At 70.0% G+C, this 19,100-nt stretch carries 18 protein-coding genes; 17 read left to right on the plus strand and 1 reads right to left on the minus strand.

Going from position 1 to position 19,100, the window contains the following annotated elements; all coding sequences use genetic code 11:
- Positions 1-289 precede the first annotated feature (289 nt).
- The 13 genes from COO58_RS04970 (at position 290) to COO58_RS05030 (ending at position 9,728) form a co-directional block, all read left to right on the plus strand.
- On the plus strand, positions 290-610 hold the full coding sequence (locus COO58_RS04970; RefSeq protein ID WP_091583472.1) for a hypothetical protein: 321 nt from the start codon (positions 290-292) through the stop codon (positions 608-610).
- 257 nt (positions 611-867) lie between these two features.
- Entirely contained in the window at positions 868-1,812 is a 945-nt protein-coding gene (locus COO58_RS04975; RefSeq protein WP_255292524.1) for a hypothetical protein, read from the plus strand.
- A gap of 86 nt (positions 1,813-1,898) precedes the next feature.
- Complete coding sequence (locus COO58_RS04980) at positions 1,899-2,768, plus strand: FtsK/SpoIIIE domain-containing protein (protein ID WP_098744000.1); 870 nt, start codon at positions 1,899-1,901, stop codon at positions 2,766-2,768.
- A complete protein-coding gene (locus COO58_RS04985) occupies positions 2,765-2,974 on the plus strand; it encodes a hypothetical protein (protein ID WP_098744002.1) in 210 nt (69 codons plus the stop codon). The genes COO58_RS04980 and COO58_RS04985 overlap by 4 nt, the downstream gene beginning before the upstream one ends.
- A gap of 86 nt (positions 2,975-3,060) precedes the next feature.
- Positions 3,061-3,507 (plus strand): hypothetical protein, encoded by a 447-nt coding sequence (locus COO58_RS04990; RefSeq protein ID WP_098744003.1) that lies wholly within the window; start codon positions 3,061-3,063, stop codon positions 3,505-3,507.
- Positions 3,504-3,803, plus strand: a complete 300-nt coding sequence (locus COO58_RS04995) for a hypothetical protein (protein ID WP_098744005.1) — start codon at positions 3,504-3,506, stop codon at positions 3,801-3,803. The genes COO58_RS04990 and COO58_RS04995 overlap by 4 nt, the downstream gene beginning before the upstream one ends.
- Positions 3,800-4,147 (plus strand): RRQRL motif-containing zinc-binding protein, encoded by a 348-nt coding sequence (locus COO58_RS05000; RefSeq protein ID WP_098744006.1) that lies wholly within the window; start codon positions 3,800-3,802, stop codon positions 4,145-4,147. Before COO58_RS04995 ends, COO58_RS05000 begins: the two co-directional genes overlap by 4 nt.
- Positions 4,148-4,217: 70 nt before the next feature.
- Positions 4,218-4,919 (plus strand): hypothetical protein, encoded by a 702-nt coding sequence (locus COO58_RS05005; RefSeq protein WP_098744008.1) that lies wholly within the window; start codon positions 4,218-4,220, stop codon positions 4,917-4,919.
- Positions 4,916-5,212: a hypothetical protein gene (locus COO58_RS05010; protein WP_098744009.1), complete on the plus strand. Its 297-nt coding sequence runs from the start codon at positions 4,916-4,918 to the stop codon at positions 5,210-5,212. Before COO58_RS05005 ends, COO58_RS05010 begins: the two co-directional genes overlap by 4 nt.
- Positions 5,212-7,017 carry a replication initiator gene (locus tag COO58_RS05015; protein ID WP_098744011.1) on the plus strand — a complete coding sequence of 602 codons (1,806 nt, stop codon included), beginning with the start codon at positions 5,212-5,214 and terminating at the stop codon, positions 7,015-7,017. Before COO58_RS05010 ends, COO58_RS05015 begins: the two co-directional genes overlap by 1 nt.
- A gap of 29 nt (positions 7,018-7,046) precedes the next feature.
- Entirely contained in the window at positions 7,047-7,319 is a 273-nt protein-coding gene (locus tag COO58_RS05020) for a helix-turn-helix domain-containing protein (RefSeq protein ID WP_098744013.1), read from the plus strand.
- Complete coding sequence (locus COO58_RS05025; RefSeq protein WP_255292525.1) at positions 7,319-8,590, plus strand: site-specific integrase; 1,272 nt, start codon at positions 7,319-7,321, stop codon at positions 8,588-8,590. The genes COO58_RS05020 and COO58_RS05025 overlap by 1 nt, the downstream gene beginning before the upstream one ends.
- A gap of 331 nt (positions 8,591-8,921) precedes the next feature.
- Positions 8,922-9,728: an HAD family phosphatase gene (locus COO58_RS05030; protein WP_091583594.1), complete on the plus strand. Its 807-nt coding sequence runs from the start codon at positions 8,922-8,924 to the stop codon at positions 9,726-9,728.
- A gap of 18 nt (positions 9,729-9,746) precedes the next feature.
- Here the strand turns inward: COO58_RS05030 and COO58_RS05035 are convergent, their stop codons facing one another.
- Positions 9,747-10,493, minus strand: coding sequence for an oxidoreductase (locus COO58_RS05035; RefSeq protein ID WP_091583597.1), 747 nt, complete (start codon positions 10,491-10,493; stop codon positions 9,747-9,749).
- A gap of 220 nt (positions 10,494-10,713) precedes the next feature.
- Between COO58_RS05035 and acs the strand changes: the two genes are divergently transcribed.
- From acs to COO58_RS05055, 4 genes are all read left to right on the plus strand, one after another.
- Complete coding sequence (gene acs, locus COO58_RS05040; RefSeq protein ID WP_098744014.1) at positions 10,714-12,702, plus strand: acetate--CoA ligase; 1,989 nt, start codon at positions 10,714-10,716, stop codon at positions 12,700-12,702.
- 223 nt (positions 12,703-12,925) lie between these two features.
- Entirely contained in the window at positions 12,926-15,718 is a 2,793-nt protein-coding gene (locus COO58_RS05045; protein ID WP_091583605.1) for an immune inhibitor A domain-containing protein, read from the plus strand.
- A 346-nt stretch (positions 15,719-16,064) separates the two neighbouring features.
- Positions 16,065-18,491 (plus strand): immune inhibitor A domain-containing protein, encoded by a 2,427-nt coding sequence (locus COO58_RS05050; RefSeq protein ID WP_091583607.1) that lies wholly within the window; start codon positions 16,065-16,067, stop codon positions 18,489-18,491.
- 182 nt (positions 18,492-18,673) lie between these two features.
- Positions 18,674-19,075 carry a hypothetical protein gene (locus COO58_RS05055; protein ID WP_255292526.1) on the plus strand — a complete coding sequence of 134 codons (402 nt, stop codon included), beginning with the start codon at positions 18,674-18,676 and terminating at the stop codon, positions 19,073-19,075.
- The last annotated feature ends 25 nt before the right edge of the window (positions 19,076-19,100 follow it).

A 19,100-nucleotide genomic window follows, 5' to 3' on the forward strand; every position in this document is an offset into this window, starting at 1 on the left:
CAAGCTCATGGGCTAGGCGCGCTTTTGACCAGCCGCGCACTTGTCGAGCCTGCCGTAGTGGCGTCATGCCTCATCCCCGATTCGGTGGCCAGCTTAAGAGTCTGCCCGCTTCACCATGCACCATTCTCCACACTCAATGCAAGGCATGAGTCATCCCCCGTCACCATCTGCCATGCGCAGTCTCTCGCGACCCGTGCCGTCAGTCTCCCGAGATGAGCGGCGGCGGAGTTTCATGAATGCACGGGTGATGGACACCCGGGGCGACAAGCCCTCTCCCTTAGGAGCAGAAATGAAGCTGTACGTGGACACCGCGAGCAAGCAGGTCCAGGTGACGAAGGACCCGGAGCCGAAGAACGACCAGAACGGCAACCAGCGGTCGGAGAAGAACACCGGCCGGCTCATGTGGTCGACCCAGGTCTTCGTGCTCGACGAGACCGGCGGCGAGATCATCACCATCACCACGGCGGGAGAGAAGCCGAACGTGACGGTGGGGCAGCTCGTCGCGGTCGAGCAGTTGGAGGCCATCCCGTGGGCGACCAACGGGCGCAACGGCGTCGCGTTCCGTGCGATCACGCTGAAGCCGAAGGCTGGCACCTCGGCGGCGAAGTAGTCCCTCGATCCATCTGTGCTGCGTGAGCTTCTGGTGTCTGACGCGCATCCGCGCGTGAAGCGGCCTGAGGTCCGCTGACAACGACAAGTGAAGAAACGGTCCGGGAGTGGTTCCGACTCCTGTGCTCCCGGCCCGGTCACCACGTCGTGGTGGTGGCAACCCCGCAAGAGCTGGCGCGGGGTCGGTCCGACTCCTACATCTGCCGACCCCGTGCCCTCCAACTCATCCGACCCAACTCGCGATTGGGAGGACTCGTCGTGTCCAAGTCTAGCCCCCGCCGCCCGTTCGGCGGCAGGTCGAACAACACGATCACGGTGATCGAGGCCAAGGTTCACCGGTCCTCGGCACGCAACGCCCGGTTGGCGTTCATCCTCACGGCGGTCATCGTCGGCCTTCTGTCGGCCGTGGTGGCCGCTTCCTACATCCACCCCATCCTCGCCGTCATCGTCGGCGCGCTCATCGGGGTTCCCCTCGGCGGCCTCGCCTGGGTCCTCGTCCGCATCTGGCCGGTCCTGCGGCTGCTGTGGTGGTGGACCCCCGAGATCGGGATCACCACGTTCCTCGGTGTCTGCTGGGTGCAGCTGGCCAACCACACCCCGATGCCCATCACCCTGGCCGTCGTCGTCCTGGTCGTCGGCGTCCCGGCCGCTGTGCCGGCATCGCGCCGGACGGTGGTCGCCTGGACGTGGTGCCTGATCGTGCGGCACCGGCTGCGCGTGTGCTTCGCGCAGTTCATCATCGCCAACCAGTCCGGAAGCCTGCCACTGATCCTGTGGGCCAAGCCCACGCCCGTCGGTGAGCGGGTCTGGGTCTACCTGCGCCCCGGCCTGTCCCTGGCCGACCTGGAGGGCCGTCTCGACCGCATCGCGGTCGCCTGCCACGCCTCGACCGCGCTGATCGAGCGGGCCTCGGACGGCAACGCCGCCTACCTGCGCTTCGACATCAAGCGCCGCGAGGTCCTCACCGCCCAGGTGAGTTCCCCGCTCGTCGACGTCATCGACGACTCCGTCCCGGCGACCGAGCGGATCCCGGCCACCGTGCCCACCGCCCTGGACCTGCCCGACGTCGACATGCCCACCGTCACCCTGCCCGCCCAGCAGGGCAAGCCGGCGGTCAAGAAGCCGGCCACCACTGCCAACGGCAGCAAGCCCGCGGCATCCACCACCGCCAGCGACGTCGACGACGTCTCCGACTGGATCTGACCCAACCCAACCCAACCCGGTCGCGGAGAGCCAATGCGGCTCGTTCGTGTGGCTCTCCGCGCCCACCCAGCCCAAGGAGGGCACCCATGACCACGAACGCCGAAACGGCCCCCGTTCCGGTGGGGCCTGGCCTGTCGATGTTCGACCCCATCTTCGTCGGCATCGACGAGTTCGGTCACCCCGTCTACATCACCCTCGCCTACCGCAACCTGCTCGCCGGCGGCGAACCCGGCGGAGGCAAGAGCGGGCTCCTGAACACCATCGCCGCCCACGCCGCCCTGTCCGTCGACAGCCGCCTGGTGCTGCTCGACGGCAAGCTCGTCGAACTCGGGCAGTGGGAGGACTGCGCCGACGCGTTCATCGGCCCCGACATCACCGCCGCCCTCGACATCCTGCGCCGGCTGCAACTGGTGATGAACAACCGCTACGCCTGGCTCCGCGCCCACGGGCGCCGCAAGGTGACCGCCGCCGACGGCCTGTCGGTCATCACCGTCCTCGTCGACGAGATCGCCTACTACTCCGCCACCGTCGGCACCAAGCAGGAACAAGAAGAGTTCGTCGCTCTCCTGCGCGACCTGGTCGCACGCGGCCGTGCCGCCGGAATCCCCGTCGTGGCCGCGACTCAGCGGCCGTCGTTCGACATCATCCCCACCAGCCTGCGGGACCTGTTCGGCTACCGCGCCGCGTTCCGCTGCACCACCCCGAACACCTCCAACATCGTCCTCGGGCACGGCTGGGCCGAGCAGGGCTACACCGCCACCGACATCGCCCCCACCAACCAGGGCGCGGCCTACCTCATCGCCGAAGGCGGCACCCCCAAACGCATCAAGGTCGCCTACCTCACCGACACCCAGATCGCCGGCATCGCCGACTACGCCGCCTGGATCCGCCGACCCCGACCGTTACCGACCCTGATCCCGGACCTGACCCGGGCGGACTTCGAGGTGGCGGCATGACCACCCGCGAACAGGCATACGCCAAAGCCAACCAGCAGCGCGCCGCGCAATACGTCGAGATCTGGGTCATCGCCCAACCGGGCGAGATCGCCTCGATGGTCCAGGTCGCCTCGGCCAGCGGCCGACTCGTCTACCTCGGCCCACCCCAACCGGTGGGCGGCGACGACACCCGACAGCGCCGCTACCTGCGGCTACGCACCCGATAACCGGCCGACGGAACCGGCCTCAGCCGTGGAAAGCAGTCCGGTTCCGCCGACCTCCCACCAAGCCCTTCTGAAAGGACGTGGCTGCCATGAAGGCTACCCAACACCCGACCACCGAAGTCCAGGTCACACCCGCTGACCTGCTCCGGATGGCTGCCCTCTACCTGCGCCGGCACGGCTGGCACCAGGGCACCTACTACAACAACCTCTTCCCCACCGACCACCCCACCCCGCCGGCCTGCGCCGCCGGGGCCATCGGCATCGCCAGCGCCGGCCACAAGGTCGAGCACTTCTCCCAGCTCGACCCCGACACCCTCACCGACTACCTCGCCGCCATGGCCACGTTCGTCGACTACCTCGACAACTTCGCCCCGGTCTTCCACATCGACGAAGACGGCTACCTCCTCGACGAGCACACCTCCCCCTACTCCTGGAACGACGACCCCGCCCGCACCGCCGAGCAGGTCATCACCGCGCTTGAGAGCGCGGCTGACGAGTGGGACCGCCTCCACATCCAGGAAGGCGGGAACCGATGAACACCGTCAAGAAGCCCTTGACGCCTCACCTGCCTAGGCAGCGTCGCCGCGACGTCGTCGAGAACGACGCCTTCGCCGCCTTCGCCCGACGCATCATCCGCGCCCACGGCCGCCGCGTCGCAGACGGCGACGTCGAAGCCCTCCGCGACCTCGTCGCCCTCTCCGCCGTCATCGACGACGCCATCACCGACGCCGTCGTCGGTCTGCGGGCCTTCGGCTACTCCTGGGCCGAAATCGGCTCCCGGCTCGGCATCTCCCGCCAAGCCGCCCAGCAGCGCTGGGGAGACCGGCCATGACCACCTACACCTACGACCCGGCCAACCCCGCCGACGAGTTCCCCACCTACCCGTTCCGCCTCGCCCCCGATGGGCTGGCCACCCGTCGACAGTTGCGCGCCGCCGGCCTCCGTCCCGGAGGACACCACGCCGTCGCGCAGATCCTGTGGCGTCGCGGGAAGCGCGTCGCTTACCTCTACCGCCTCGACTGGGCCAAGCCCAAGCGGATCGCCACCCCCGCGCAGCGGGAGGCCATCGCCAAAGCCCTGCTTGCCCGGCGGACCTGCCGCGACTGCGGCCAGGTGAAGCCCTACTACATCCCCCGCCGATACGGCTGCTGCCTCGACTGCCACGGAGGCCACTGATGGCTGCCCTGATCACCTTCGCCGTCGTCCTGCTCATCGGCATCGCCTTCGCCTACATGGGTGGTGTCCGATGAACCGTCAACCCGCCGCACCGCGCATCGAGGGCCTGGTCCTGGTCCTCATCCTCATCGCCGTCGCCGGCTTCGCCGGCGCCGCCTCCTTCACCCACGTCAAAGACTGGACCCTCGCCAACAGCCCGGCCGGGACCGGGGCATGGTTCGGCTGGGCCAACGCTGTCATCTCCGAACTGGTCCCCATCGCCTGCCTGCTGACCATCCGCCGACGCCGCCGCAGCGGTGCACCCATCGGCTACCCGCTGTTCCTGCTCATCGCCGCCGCCGGCCTCTCCCTGGCCGCACAGTTGGCCGTCGCCAAGCCGGGAATCTCTGGCTGGCTCCTGTCCGCCGTCCCCGCCCTGGCCTTCATGGCCCTGGTCAAACTCGTCCTCGCCCCCGCCCCGTCAGGGGAAGGCATCACCCCGCCGGCTGCACCGGCCGAACCCATCCGCGTCCAGGTGGCCGAGCAGATCACCACAGAGCCGACCCCAGCGGCTGCCATCACCCCGGCTGTCGAGCCGGAACCCGTCACCGCGCCGGCACGGGAGCCGGTCGACGTCCCCACCCACCTGCTGCCCATGGCCCGCTTCGCCGCCGTGCAGCACGAACAGACCAACGGCCGCCCCATCACCCCGGCCGAGCTGGCCGACCGACTCGACGTCACCCCACCCGTCGCCGGGCAACTCCTCGCCACCATCGGCGGTGGTGCCCGATGAGCATCCACACCGTCGACCTCGCCCAGCTCGTGCACACCTGCCCGGCCGACCGACTCCCCCACCCCTACGACACCCGCCGCACCGTCATCGACGTCATCGACGGCGGCCCCTGCCGCAACCCGATCACCATCCGCTGCGGCGACACCATCACCCAGATCCGATGCGGCCGGCACGAGCCGACCCACCGCCAGTGCGGCGCCTGCCGCATCACCGTCGTGGAACGGACCATCACCGACACCTTCGTCGGCTACCACGGCCCCGAGCACATGCGTCCCGTCAAGGACGCCGCCTGATGGCCTCGACGCTGGACCTCACCCCCCGCGCTTCGGCCCGGGGGGTGGGCTCGAACGCCGACACCATCACGCCCGTCTACGGCTATACCGCCGCCGGAGCAGCGTTCCAACGCGCCACGCGCCCCGACTACTTCGGCTGGCTGGAACACGTCCGCGCCGCCGCCGGCTGCACCCGACCCATCCGCCTGTCCGGCAGCCTCCACACCGTCGACCCCACCACCGGCCGGATCCTGGCCTCCCGGCACACCGACGCCATGCCCGACGCCGCGATCTACACCGCCTGCGGCAACCGACGCGCCACCGTCTGCCCGGCCTGCGCCCAGACCTACCAACGTGACGCCTTCCAACTCCTACGCGCCGGCCTCGTCGGCGGCAAAGGCATCCCGGAATCGGTCGCCCAGCATCCGGCCGTGTTCGCCACCTTCACCGCACCATCCTTCGGCACTGTCCACACCCGCAACGTGAAGCGGCACACCTGCCGCAACCGTCGCCGCTGCAACTGCCGCGCTGAGCCCTGCCATGCCCGCCGCGCCACCGACCCTGCCGCCGGCCTCTGCCCCCACGGCCGACCCTCGGTCTGCTGGGCACGCCACGAAACCGGCGACACCGTACTGGGGCGGCCGTTGTGCCTGGACTGCTACGACCACGCCCACCAGGTCGTGTGGAACCTCTTCTCCGGCGAGCTGTGGCACCGCACCAAGCAAGCCGCCCAGCGGTACCTCACCAAGCTCGCCCAGCAGCGCGGCATCCCCCGCGTCGAGATCCCCACCGCCTCCGGCAAGACCCGCACCGTCGCCCCGGTCCGGCTCTCTCCCGGTAAGGTCGCCGAACTTCAGGCACGAGCCGCGGTGCACTTCCACGCCATCGCCCGCCTCGACGGCGTCCACCCCGACGACCCCGACGCCATCGTTCCGCCACCAGCCGGGTTCACCACCGATGACCTCGTCGACGCGTTCCGCCACGCCGCCGCGCAGATCCACTTCCGCACGCCGCCGCACCCGGACAACCCGCACGGCTGGGTCATCGCCTGGGGCGACACCTCCAAGGGCCTCGACATCCGACCCATCAGCACCACCGGAGCAGGTGAGGTCACCGACGGCATCGTCGCCGGCTACCTTGCCAAGTACGCCACCAAAAGCACCGAGGCCACCGGGCACACCTCCACCCGCCTGACCGCCGACACCATCGGCGACTACGCCGACCCCGACGGCGACCACACCGCCCGCCTCATCGACGCCTGCTGGCACATCGGCCGACCCACCGACACCCCGGCCCCGTTGTCCGAGCGGCCACGGGAACGCCGGCCCCGGCCCGGCTTCGGACAGCGCTGGGAGTGCCCCGACTGCGGCACCCACACCCGATACGCCGCCTGCCCCGTCTGCGTCGCCCAGCGTCAAGCCGTCCTTGACACCGAACCGGCGAAACCAGCGACGGCCAACCCCTACGCCCGGTTGCGCCGATGGGCGCACATGCTCGGCTACGGCGGCCACTTCCTCACCAAAGCCCGCCGCTACTCGGTGACCTTCCAACTCCTGCGCGATACCCGCGTCGCGTTCCGGCGCCACGAGCACCAGGACCACGAGCACCCCACCGCCGGCGGACCACCCGCCGACCCGCCCGCCGAGGACACCACGCTCATCGTCGGCACCCTCACCTTTGCCGGCGTCGGCTGGCACACCTCAGGTGATGCCCTGCTCGCCAACAGCGCAGCCGCCATGGCCCGCGAGCGACGAACCACCGGCCGCGAAGAACTCGCCCACGAACTCGGCACCACCCCGGCCGGCGTCGTGCCGGTCGCCGCCTGATCCGACAGACCTGAGGAGGTCACCCCGTCATGAGCGCCATCGCCCGCCCCACGCCGGTCGTTCGGCTCGTCCCTCGTACCGGGGCCGTCGTCGTCGAGCCGGTCACCTACACCGTCCGCGAGGTCGCCACGCTGCTCGGCCTCTCGCTCGGCAGCACGTACGCGCTTGTCCGCGACGGCACGATTCCGGCGACCCGCCTCGGCGGTCGCTGGCTGATCCCGCGTGCCCGGTTCCACTCCTGGCTCGACGGCGTCACCGAGCAACCCGCCGCCACCGGCACTGAGCACGGTCGGAGGCGCTGATGGGCTTCGTCCGTAAGACCCCGGCTGGCACCTTTCGCGCCTGCTGGCGCGATCCTGCCGGCGGGCAGAGATCCAAGAGCTTCCGCACTAAGCGGGAGGCCAACGCGTTCCTCTCAGATGTCGAGGGCAGCCTCAACCGGGGCACGTATGTCAACCCGCACGCCGGCCGTATCCGTCTCGGTGACTTCGCTCAGCAGTGGCTCGCCAGCCGGTCTGTGGAGGCGCGGACGACCGAGCGCACTGTCTCCATGCTCCGCACGCACGTTCTGCCGAAGTGGGGTGACTGGTCGCTCGGGAAGGTCGACTTCATGTCGGTGCAGGAGTGGGTGACCGGCCTCGGTCGGGAACTCGCCCCCGCCACCGTGGCCAAGTGCTACCAACTGCTGTCGATGATCCTCAAGACGGCCGTTCAGGCACGGCTGATCGCGGCCAACCCCGCCGAGGGCGTCAAGCTGCCGCGTGACCGGTCCCGCGACGTCAAGCCGGTCACCATCAGCCGGGAGGACCTCTTCGGCCGGCTCCTGCCCGCTGTCCCCGCTCGGCACCGTGGGATCGTCTCCGCTGCTGCTGGGGCCGGTCTCCGCTGGGGAGAGTGCGCTGGGCTGACGTGGTCGTCGGTGGACCTCGACCGCGCATCGCTGCGCGTGGTCCAGGTAGCCGAGGAAACGCACGGCGGAATCGTGCTCCGCCCGTACCCGAAGAGTCGCGCCGGGGTCCGAACCGTGCCGCTGCCCGACTTCCTCCTGGCGGCGCTCCGCCAGCTGCACGCCGCCGGCGACGATCCGAATCCGCGAACTCTGGTCTTCCGCGACCGGGTCGGCCGGCCGCTCCGACGCTCAAACTTTCGTCGTCGGGTGTGGCTACCGTCGCTGGTCCGCGCCGGGCTGCTCGGCCAGGTCGCCAACACCGGGCCGCACCGATACCGCGCCACCTGGCCGGACCGGGAAGGCGTCGAGTGGTCCGCCGAGTTCACCACCGAGCGGGAAGCGGTTGCCTGCGTCGCGGCCAAGGCTGCCGGCGGGATGCGGTTCCACGATCTGCGGCACGCCTACGCAACCTGGCTGGTCACCGACGGCGTTCCGATCAACCTGGTGCAGCGGGTCATGGGCCACGAACAGGCGTCGACGACACTCAACCGCTACACCCACACCCCCGCCGACTACGCCGCCCGCGTCCTGGAGGCATTCAACCGCTCTGCTGCCTCTCTGCTGCCTCCGGCCGAAGAAACGCCCTCGGGAAGCCTGCTCGACGGGGACGGAGATGACCTGTGACCTGCGGCGGAACGCTCAGCCCACAAAGGGACGACCCCCGTCGGGGGGAGACGGGGGTCGTCTGTGGTTCGGCTCCGGGGGGGTCGAGCCGAACCGACTCAGCGGTCACGGGGGGTGCAACCGCCGAGGGCCTGCGGCGACGGGACGTGAACTCCTGTCGTGAGGACAAGCATGCCGCAGCGGACCCTTATACGTCGAGTGGTGTTCACTCCACGCAAAGCTAATTCCCACCGCAACGGATGTGACCGCCGTCACTCCGCCGGGTGCACCTCGGTCTTCCTGACCCCGGCCGGGCGGCTCCACCGAGCCTGTCCGGCTAGACTTTCGCGCCGTGGGCCGCAGTGCCGCTTTCTTCGATCTCGACAAGACCGTCATCGCCAAGTCGAGCGCCCTGGCGTTCGGTCGGCCGTTCTACCGGGACGGGCTGATCACTCGGCGTGACGTGGTCAAGTCGGCGTACGCGCAGCTGATGTTCCGGCTGGGCGGCACCGACGAGCAGACCATGGCCCGGACCCGGGACTACCTGGCCACGCTCTGCAAGGGCTGGCCGGTGGAACAGGTCCGCCAGATCGTCGCGGAGACGCTGCACGAGCTGATCAACCCCTACGTGTACGCCGAGGCCGCCGCCCTGATCGAGGAGCACCAGGCGGCCGGGCGGGACGTGGTGCTGGTCTCCGCCTCGGGCGAGGAGATGGTCCGGCCGATCGGCGAGCTGCTCGGGATCACCGACGTGATCGCCACCCGGATGGCCGTGGTCGACGGCCGCTACAGCGGCGAGGTCGAGTTCTACGCGGCCGGGCCGAGCAAGGTCGAGGGCGTCAGCGAGCTGGCCCTGGAGCGTGACTACGACCTGAGCGACTCGTACGCGTACTCCGACTCGTACAGCGATCGGCCCTTGCTGGAGTGCGTGGGGCATCCGACGGTGGTCAACCCGGACCGGGCGCTGCGCAAGCTGGCGGTGGAGAACGCCTGGCCGGTGCTGGAGTTCCGGCACCCGATCCCGCTGGGCCGCCGGCTGCGCGAGCGGCCGGCGGTGCCGGTCGCGGCGGCGGCGCTCGGCGTGGGCGTCGGGGTGGCCATCGGCATCGCCTGGTACGGCCGGCACCGCCGCACCCGCGCCGCCGCGCCCACGGCCTGAGGGTCGCCGGGCCGGCGGTCAGGACGCGGCGAGGATCTCGTCGCCGATGAGCGTGATCTGGTCCGCCCCGACCTCCACCGCCGCCATGTAGTGGCGCAGCCAGGAGCGCAGGCCGTCGGGGGTGCCGGTGGCGAACGCGCCGGCCGCACCGACGTATTCCGGTTCCCGCTCGCGGTGCCCGACGTCCACCGCGACCAGCCCACGCGGGTCGAACCCGGTGGAGATCAGCACCAGCCGGGCGGCGGCCCGGGCCACCACGCCGGACGGGCCCGGGAACGGGCGCAGGTTGAGCAGCTCGCCGTGCACCACTGCGGCGAGCACCAGCGGCGGCACCTTCGTGCCCCCGGCCACCAGGCCGGAGAGGCCGTCGAGCCGGGCCGCCACCACGGGGTCGGCGACCGGGCGGCCCAGTTCCTCCTCGGTCAGCACGTCCCGGGCGGCGAGCACGTGCAGCCGGGCCAGCACCTGCCGGGGCGCCCTGGTCCAGAGGTCGCTCAGCCCGGGCAGCGCGCCGGCCACCCGCAGCGCGCCCTGGAGCACCGGGTCGGTGACCGTGCCGGCGCGTACCTCCTCGCGGTCGTGGTCGCGGCCCTCCAGCGCGGCGCTGGCCACTGCCGAACGGAGGCTGACCTCGGCGGCGACCTGCCCGCCCTGGCGGCGCAGCGCCCGGTGCCGGTGGGCCTGGTCGACCAGGTCGCGGGCCCGCTCGACGGCGGGCGCGACGTCGGCGAGGGCGAGCAGCGGGGCGAGCGGATCGGCGGTCACATCGTCACGCTAGCGACCGCCGGGCCCCGCGTACGCCCGGGGTGTTAAGAGGGGACCCTTCCTCTACCGGAAGCGTTAATAGGGGGCCCTTCCTTACACCTCAGCGCGGAGGGGGCGCCGCTGAGCGCGCGGAGCGGGGCGGGCGGTCGCGGCCCGGCGGGGCCGGGGCTAACCTTCCCCGGAGTAGGAGACGCAGGTCACGCGACGAAGGAGTCACCGCATGAGCGAGGCATTGGCCAACTTGCTGAACGAGACGCGCCAGTTCCCGCCGCCGGCCGAGCTCGCCGCGAACGCCAACGTGACCGCGGAGGCGTACGACGAGGCGGCCGCCGACCGGCTCGCCTTCTGGGAGCGCCAGGCCGGCCGGCTGGCCTGGGCCCAGCCGTGGGAGCAGGTGCTCGACTGGTCGAACGCGCCCTTCGCGAAGTGGTTCACCGGTGGCCGGCTCAACGTGGCGTACAACTGCCTGGACCGGCACGTCGAGGCGGGTCTCGGCGACAAGGTGGCGATCCACTGGGAGGGTGAGCCGGGCGACACCCGTACCGTCACCTACGCCGACCTGCACAAGCTCACCTGTCAGGCGGCGAACGCGCTGACCGAGCTGGGCGTGACCGCCGGCGACCGGGTGGCGATCTACCTGCCGATGATCCCGGAGGCCGCGGTGGCGATGCTCGCCTGCGCCCGGATCGGCGCCACCCACAGCGTGGTGTTCGGCGGCTTCTCGGCCGACGCGTTGACCAACCGGATCCAGGACGCCAGCGCCAAGGTGGTGATCACCGCGGACGGCGGCTTCCGCCGGGGCAAGCCGTCGGCGCTCAAGCCGACGGTGGACGAGGCGGTGGCGAACTGCCCGTCGGTGGAGCACGTGCTGGTGGTCCGCCGCACCGGCGAGGAGGTCGCCTGGTCGGGCAAGGACCACTGGTGGCACGAGACGGTGGAGACGGCGTCGCCGGAGCACGAGGCGCAGGCGTTCGACGCCGAGCACCCGCTGTTCATCCTCTACACCAGCGGCACCACCGCCCGGCCGAAGGGCATCCTGCACACCACCGGCGGCTACCTGACCCAGGCGTCGTACACCACGCACGCGGTGTTCGACCTGAAGCCGGAGACGGACGTCTACTGGTGCACCGCCGACATCGGCTGGGTGACCGGGCACTCCTACATCGTGTACGGCCCGCTCTCCAACGGCGCCACCCAGGTCATGTACGAGGGCACGCCGGACACCCCGCACAAGGGCCGGTTCTGGGAGGTCGTCGACAAGTACAAGGTGACCATCCTGTACACCGCGCCGACGCTGATCCGCACCATGATGAAGTGGGGCGAGGACATCCCGGCCGGCTACGACCTGTCGTCGCTGCGTCTGCTCGGCAGCGTCGGTGAGCCGATCAACCCGGAGGCGTGGATCTGGTACCGGCAGCACGTCGGCCGGGGTGAGCTGCCGGTCGTGGACACCTGGTGGCAGACCGAGACCGGGGCCATCATGATCTCGCCGCTGCCCGGCGTGACCGAGGCGAAGCCCGGCTCGGCGATGAGTCCGCTGCCCGGCATCGTCGCCGACGTGGTCGACGACCAGGGCCAGTCGGTGCCCAACGGCGGTGGCGGCTACCTGGTGCTCAAGGAGCCGTGGCCGTCGATGCTGCGGACCATCTGGGGCGACGACAACCGGTTCCTGGAGACGTACTGGTCCCGGTTCGGCGCGGGCGCCAACACCGGCGACGAGTGGGTCTACTTCGCCGGTGACGGCGCGAAGAAGGACGACGACGGGCACATCTGGCTGCTCGGCCGGGTGGACGACGTGATGCTGGTGTCCGGCCACAACATCTCCACCACGGAGGTGGAGTCGGCCCTGGTGAGCCACCCGTCGGTGGCGGAGGCGGCGGTGGTCGGCGCGACCGACCCGACCACCGGCCAGGCGATCGTCGCGTTCGCCATTCCGCGCGGCAGCGCGGAGATCTCGGGTGACGCGGGCGAGCAGCTCATCGCCGAGCTGCGCAACCACGTGGCGAAGACGCTGGGCCCGATCGCCAAGCCGCGGCAGATCATGCTGGTGCCGGAGCTGCCGAAGACCCGCTCCGGGAAGATCATGCGCCGGTTGCTGCGGGACGTGGCGGAGAACCGGTCGCTCGGTGACGTGACCACGCTCCAGGACTCCTCGGTGATGGAGATGATCTCCTCGGGGATGGGTGGGGGCAAGTCCGACGAGGACTGATCGACGCGGAACACCAGGGGCGGGTCGCCACGGCGACCCGCCCCTCGTCGTACCCGGGACGAGGTTGGTCGATCGGCGGAGGAGGCACTGACCTGAACGGGCAGAGGGCCTGTTCACCCCTGTCTATGCCGCGCCCGGTCGACTACGTTCAGCCACACCGGCGCAATTCGACATCTGTCACTGAGACGGCCGGTCCCTCACCATTCCCTACGAACGGAGTGGCATGCTCCTCATTTCGCAGTCCAGGGCACGCAGACGCCTACTCGTCGCGCTGCCCGCCATCGCCCTCGCGGCCACGTCGCTGACCGTGACGGGCAGCGCGGCGGCCCAGCCGTCCCGGTCCGCCCCGGCCACCATCGGGGCGGACGAGTACTACATCAACTACGCCGAGCCCGAGGTGCAGCCGGACACCGGCGGCAAGGAGACCAAGGGTCGGGACGGGGTCTTCTCCTCCCCGGCCGACGAGGCCCGCGCCTACGACCGGAAGTACGCCGGCGGCAACCCGATGACCGCGCGGGAGCTGGCGAAGCTGGAGGCCAAGTCGATCCGGACCGGGCAGAGCCCGCGGAAGATCAAGCAGGCCAAGAGCACCCAGACCGCCAAGCTGCTGACGCTGCTGGTCGAGTTCAACGACAAGGCCAACGACGACTTCACCGACGTGATGGTCCCGAAGACGGTCTTCGAGGACCGCACCTGCGTGCCCGGCACGGTGCAGAACGGGCCGCGGCACAACACCATCCCGAACCCGGCCACCCTGCCGCACAAGGACAACAACTCGATGTGGGTGCCGGACTTCTCGCCGGCCCACTACGACAAGATGCTCTACACCAAGAAGGGCATCACCGAGCGGGTCCGCAAGGACCTCAAGGGGCCGGACGGCAAGCCGGGCATCAGCCTCGCCGGGCGGACCATGCACAACATGTACCTGGAGATGTCCAAGGGCGCGTACACCGTGGACGGGCAGGCTAGCCCGTGGATCACGGTGCCGCACTCGGAGGGCTGGTACGCGGCCTCGCGCTGCTTCCAGGACGAGAACGGCAACTGGGTCGCCGGGCGTGAGCAGTCGATGAACGGCCACCCGGACAACCCGCAGGGCGCCGGCCGCCTCGCCACCGACGCGATCGACGCGCTGGCCGCCGCCGACCCGAACTTCCCGTGGGCCGACTACGACATCGAGGACCAGAGCGACCGCGACGGCGACGGCAACTACCACGAGCCGGACGGCGTGATCGACCACCTGGTGCTGGTGCACGCCAACCAGGGCAAGTCCCGGGGTGGCGGCGACGTCGGCATCTACTCGGTGTGGGCGCACTCCTCCACCGTGGCCGGTGGCTACACCATCCCCGGCACGAACCTGAAGGTGTCGAACTACATCGTGCAGCCGGAGGACGCCGGCGTCGGCGTCTTCGCCCACGAGTTCGGGCACGACCTCGGCCTGCCGGACCTCTACGACACCTCGGGCAACGCCGACTCGGACGTCGACTTCTGGGACCTGATGGCGTCCGGCTCGCACTCCGGCGAGATCTTCCAGGCGCTCCCCACCCATATGGGTCTCTGGGACAAGTGGGTGCTCGGCTGGGCCGAGCCGAAGACGTTCGGGCCGGGCGACCGGGCCAAGCTGGTCAAGCTCGGGCAGACCTCGCGTACGCCCGTCGGCACCGAGGACGGCATCAAGATCGACCTGCCGGACAAGGTGATCACGCTGGCCGAGCCGCACAGCGGCGGGAACATGTGGTACTCCGGTGCCGACCAGAACTGGGCGGACGTCAAGCTGAGCCGGACGGTGACCGTCCCGAACGCCGCCGACGCGAAGTTCTGGATGTGGAACAACTACGTCATCGAGGAGGACTGGGACTACGGCTTCGTCGAGGTCTCGACCGACGGCGGCGCCACCTGGACCGAACGCAAGGTGTACGACGCCTCCGGCGCGCTGGTCACCACCGACGACGGCTACGCCGACCCGAACGGGCGGATGGTCGACTTCGGCAACAAGAAGTACGGCCTGACCGGCGCCACCGACGGCTGGCGGCACGACTACGTCGACCTGTCGTCGTACGCCGGGCAGACCGTGCAGGTGCGCCTGCGGTACGCGACCGACGAGGCGTTCGTGGAGCGCGGCTGGTTCGCCGACGACTTCTCGGTGACCGGCGGCGGCGCCACCACCTGGAGCGACGACGTCGAGGGCGGCACCGCCGGCTGGACCCAGACCGGTGGCACCTTCACCGACACCAGCGGCGCGGGTTGGCACGTCGACTCGGGCACCCAGGTCAAGTCGCACTACTACCTGGCCGAGTGGCGCAACTTCGACGGCTTCGACAAGGGCCTGAAGTACGCCTACGACACCGTCTACTCGCACGAGGCGTGGAAGGTCGACCGGATCGCCTACAACGCCCCGGGCATGCTGGTCTGGTACCGGGACACCCAGCTCGGCGACGTCAACCACGTCACCGGGCAGATGACCGCGCTGCCCAGCTACGGCGCCAAGGGCGGGCTGCTGATCGTCGACTCGCACAACGACCCGCTGCGCCGCAAGTGGACCGCGGCCGAGAAGGACCCGTCGGTGCTGGACAACCTGCCCAGCCGTCCGCAGTCGTCCAACGCGGCCTTCTCGCTCCAGCCGACGTACCCGTTCAAGGAGTGCCTGGAGGCGGCGGACGAGCCGTACAGCGCGTACTGCACGAAGTTCCCGGCGCAGTCCCCGGTGCGGGCCTTCACCGACGCCAAGGGCTGGTACCCGGGCATCGAGATCCGGGACGGCTCGCCGTACGCCCGGGACAACGACGCCTCGGTGGTCGTCCCGTCGCGGGGCAACCAGCAGTACACGACCCGGGTGGTGAACCCGGACGGCTCCCCGGCGACCGACTGGTACGGCGAGGAGCTGGGTGGCGGCGCGATCGTGCTCGGCACCGGCAACCCGCGTGACGCGGGTGTCGCGTACGGCACCTCGATCGTGCTCGTGCGGGCCGCCAAGGACAACGCGTACGCCACCGTGATGGTGGTCCCGCCGAAGGGCTGAATCGGAGACGCCAAACCGGAACCGGAATGACCGAAAAATGAGCTGAACGGGCCGGACGACCGAAGGGCCGGGAGCGGAAGCGCTCCCGGCCCTTCTGTATCCATCGATGTCGTTGCCTTCGGCTCGGCGGACATCGGCGCTGGTCAGCGCGTCGGCAACAGATCGACGTGTGACGGGCAACGGCGTCACCAACAAAAAGTTGCTACAAATCGACGCACACATCTTCCCACCAGTCCCAGCAGTGTCTATGTTCACCGTGGGTCCCACTTGTGGGACGTTCCGCCGGCCCGTACCCCCAGTTGGGCCGGTTCCCTCACACCGGAGGTACCACGTGCGCAAAGTCGCAGTGGGTCTGCTCGGGCTTTCGCTGACCGCGACGGGGCTGATGGCGGGCACGTCCGCCAGCGCCGCGCCGACGCCGAAGCTCCCGGCCGCCGCCCCGTCGGTGGCCGAGCCTGCGCAGGCTGAGCACGACCTGCCCAACCCGCTCGAAGAGAAGCGGCGCGCGCTGCGCCAGGAGGGCCTGAGCGAGGTCCTTTCCGGCAGGGCGAAGGCCCAGAAGATCAACGGCAGCACGGTCGTCAAGGTCGGCGAGCAGGCTGCCGAGGGTGCCGCGGCGGGCAGGTCCGCCAAGAGCACCAAGGCCGGCAAGGGTCCCGTGAAGGACCAGTACGTCGAGCTCTCCCGCAAGCAGACTGACAAGATCTTCGTCATCCTTGCGGAGTTCGGCGACGAGCGGCACCCGAACTACCCGGACCAGGACACCGACCCGGACACCCCGGGCCCGTCCCGGTTCGACGGTCCGCGCGTCAACGAGATCCCCCAGCCCAACCGGGCGGTGGACAACTCCACGGTCTGGCAGCCGGACTTCAGCGCCGATCACTACCGGCAGCTGTACTTCGGCACCAAGCCGGGTGACGAGTCGCTGAAGCAGTACTACGAGGCCCAGTCGTCGGGTCGGTACAGCGTCGACGGCGAGGTCACCAACTGGGTGAAGGTGAAGTACAACGAGGCTCGCTACGGCCGTTCCGACGGCTACCCGTGCGCCTCGAACGTCTGCACCAACACCTGGGCCCTGGTCCGCGACGCCGCCAACCAGTGGGTCGAGGACCAGAAGGCGCAGGGTCGCTCCGACGAGGAGATCGCGGCCGACGTCAAGTCGATGGACCAGTGGGACCGTTACGACTACGACGCCGACGGCAACTTCAACGAGTCGGACGGCTACATCGACCACTTCCAGATCGTCCACGCCGGCGGCGACCAGGCCGACGGTGACCCCTACCAGGGTGAGGACGCCATCTGGAGCCACCGGTGGTACGCGTTCGCCAGCGACCAGGGCAGCACCGGCCCGGAGAACTTCCCGGCCGGCGGCACCCAGATCGGCAACACCGGCGTCTGGATCGGTGACTACACGATCCAGCCGGAGAACGGTGGACGCAGCGTCTTCTACCACGAGTACGGCCACGACCTCGGTCTGCCGGACGACTACAACGTGGGCACCAGCGCCGACAACAACAACGAGCACTGGACCCTGATGGCCCAGAGCCGGCTCGGCGCGAAGAACGACGGTGGCATCGGCGAGCGCGGTGGCGACCTGGGCGCCTGGAACAAGCTCCAGCTCGGCTGGCTCGACTACGAGACGGTCGTCGCCGGTCAGAAGCGGACCCTGAACCTGGGGCCGCAGGAGTACAACTCGGCCAAGGCGCAGGCCGCCGTGGTCGTGCTTCCGCAGCGCGAGTACACCTTCGACAACGGCAAGCCGTTCGAGGGCACCAAGCAGTTCTTCTCGGGCAACGCGGACGACCTGAACACCACGATGACGCGCACCCTCGACCTCACCGGGAAGAGCAGTGCCGCGCTGTCGATGAAGGGTCGCTACAGCATCGAAGAGGACTACGACTACCTCTTCTTCGAGGCGTCCACCGACGGTGGCCAGACCTGGGCCACGCTCCCCGGTACGGCCAACGGCAACGCGCTCAAGGAGATCTCGCCCGGGCGCTTCGCCCTGGACGGCTCCAGTGACAACCAGTGGGTCGACATCAACATCCCGATGGACGCGGTCGCCGGCAAGGTCGTGCAGTTCCGGCTCCGCTACCAGACGGACGGCGGTGTCTCCGAGGGCGGCTTCTTCGGTGACGCGATCACCGTGACCGCCGACGGGCAGACGCTGCTCAGCGACGGCGCCGAGGCGGGTGCGGGCGACTGGGCCCTCGCCGGCTGGAGCATCGTCGAGGAGAGCTACACCCGCATGTTCGACAACTACTACATCGCCGGCAACCGGTCGTACGTCTCGTACGACAAGTACCTGAAGACCGGCCCGTACTACTTCGGCTACGCGAACACCCGCCCGGACTACGTGGACCACTACGCGTACCAGGAGGGTCTGCTGATCTCGTACTGGAACCTGCGTTGGGCGGACAACAACACCGCTCCGGCGTCGGCGACCAACCCGGGTGGTCACCCCGGTGAGGGTCGGAACCTGTACATCGACTCGCGTCCGCGGCCGCTCTACAACCTGACCGGGCAGCCCTGGCGGGCCCGCGTCCAGGTCTACGACGCGCCGTTCAGCCTGAAGAAGGCCGACTCGTTCACCCTGCACATCAACAGCCAGCCGCAGTACATCCGCGGTCAGGCCGCTGCTCCGGTGTTCGACGACAGCAAGCAGTACTGGTTCCCGGAACTGCCGAACCACGGCGTCAAGGTCCCGAACAACGGGGTCAAGATCCGCGTGGTGGAGCAGAACGGCACCTCGATGAAGATCCGCATCTCCTGATCAACGGATCGACGCACCACAGCGATGCCCGGGCGGTTGACCGCCCGGGCATCGCCCTTTCCGGCGGGGAACCGGCCGACCCCCGCCCGCGTCCCATCCGGGTGACACCTCGCACCGCCCTACCGGCCGCCCTCGCGGTGGCACTGCTCGCCACCGCCGGCTGCGCCGGGAACGGAGGATCCGTGCCCGACGAGACCCGGCCGTCCAGCCCGACCGCGCCGCCCACCTCTGCCGCACCGGCCGCGCCGACCACCCCGGCGGCGGACGCGCCGGCCGCCAGCGGCGCCCCCGCCGACCGTCCCACCCCGCTCTCCGCCACCGAACTGCCGACTCTGCGGCGCCCCGCCGGGCCACCGAAGAAGCCCACCGACAACCGCCCCACCGGCGTCGTCGCCGGGTGGATCACGCGCGGCGGGTCCGGCCCGTGCTACGGCCTGGTCGACGAGAACGGACGGGAGTACGCCGTGCACGGCCCGGAGGCCGGTGAGCTGCGCGAGGGCGACTTCGTCACGCTGCGACTCACCTCGCGGGACCGGTCGGTCGACTGCGGTCCCGGCGTACCGATGCGGGTCGTCGGCCCGTAGCCCCTCACCCCGGGTGCGGGCACGA

Origin of the sequence: Micromonospora sp. WMMA1996 (assembly GCF_002573675.1) — a bacterium.
GTDB classification, from domain to species: Bacteria; Actinomycetota; Actinomycetes; order Mycobacteriales; family Micromonosporaceae; genus Micromonospora; species Micromonospora sediminicola.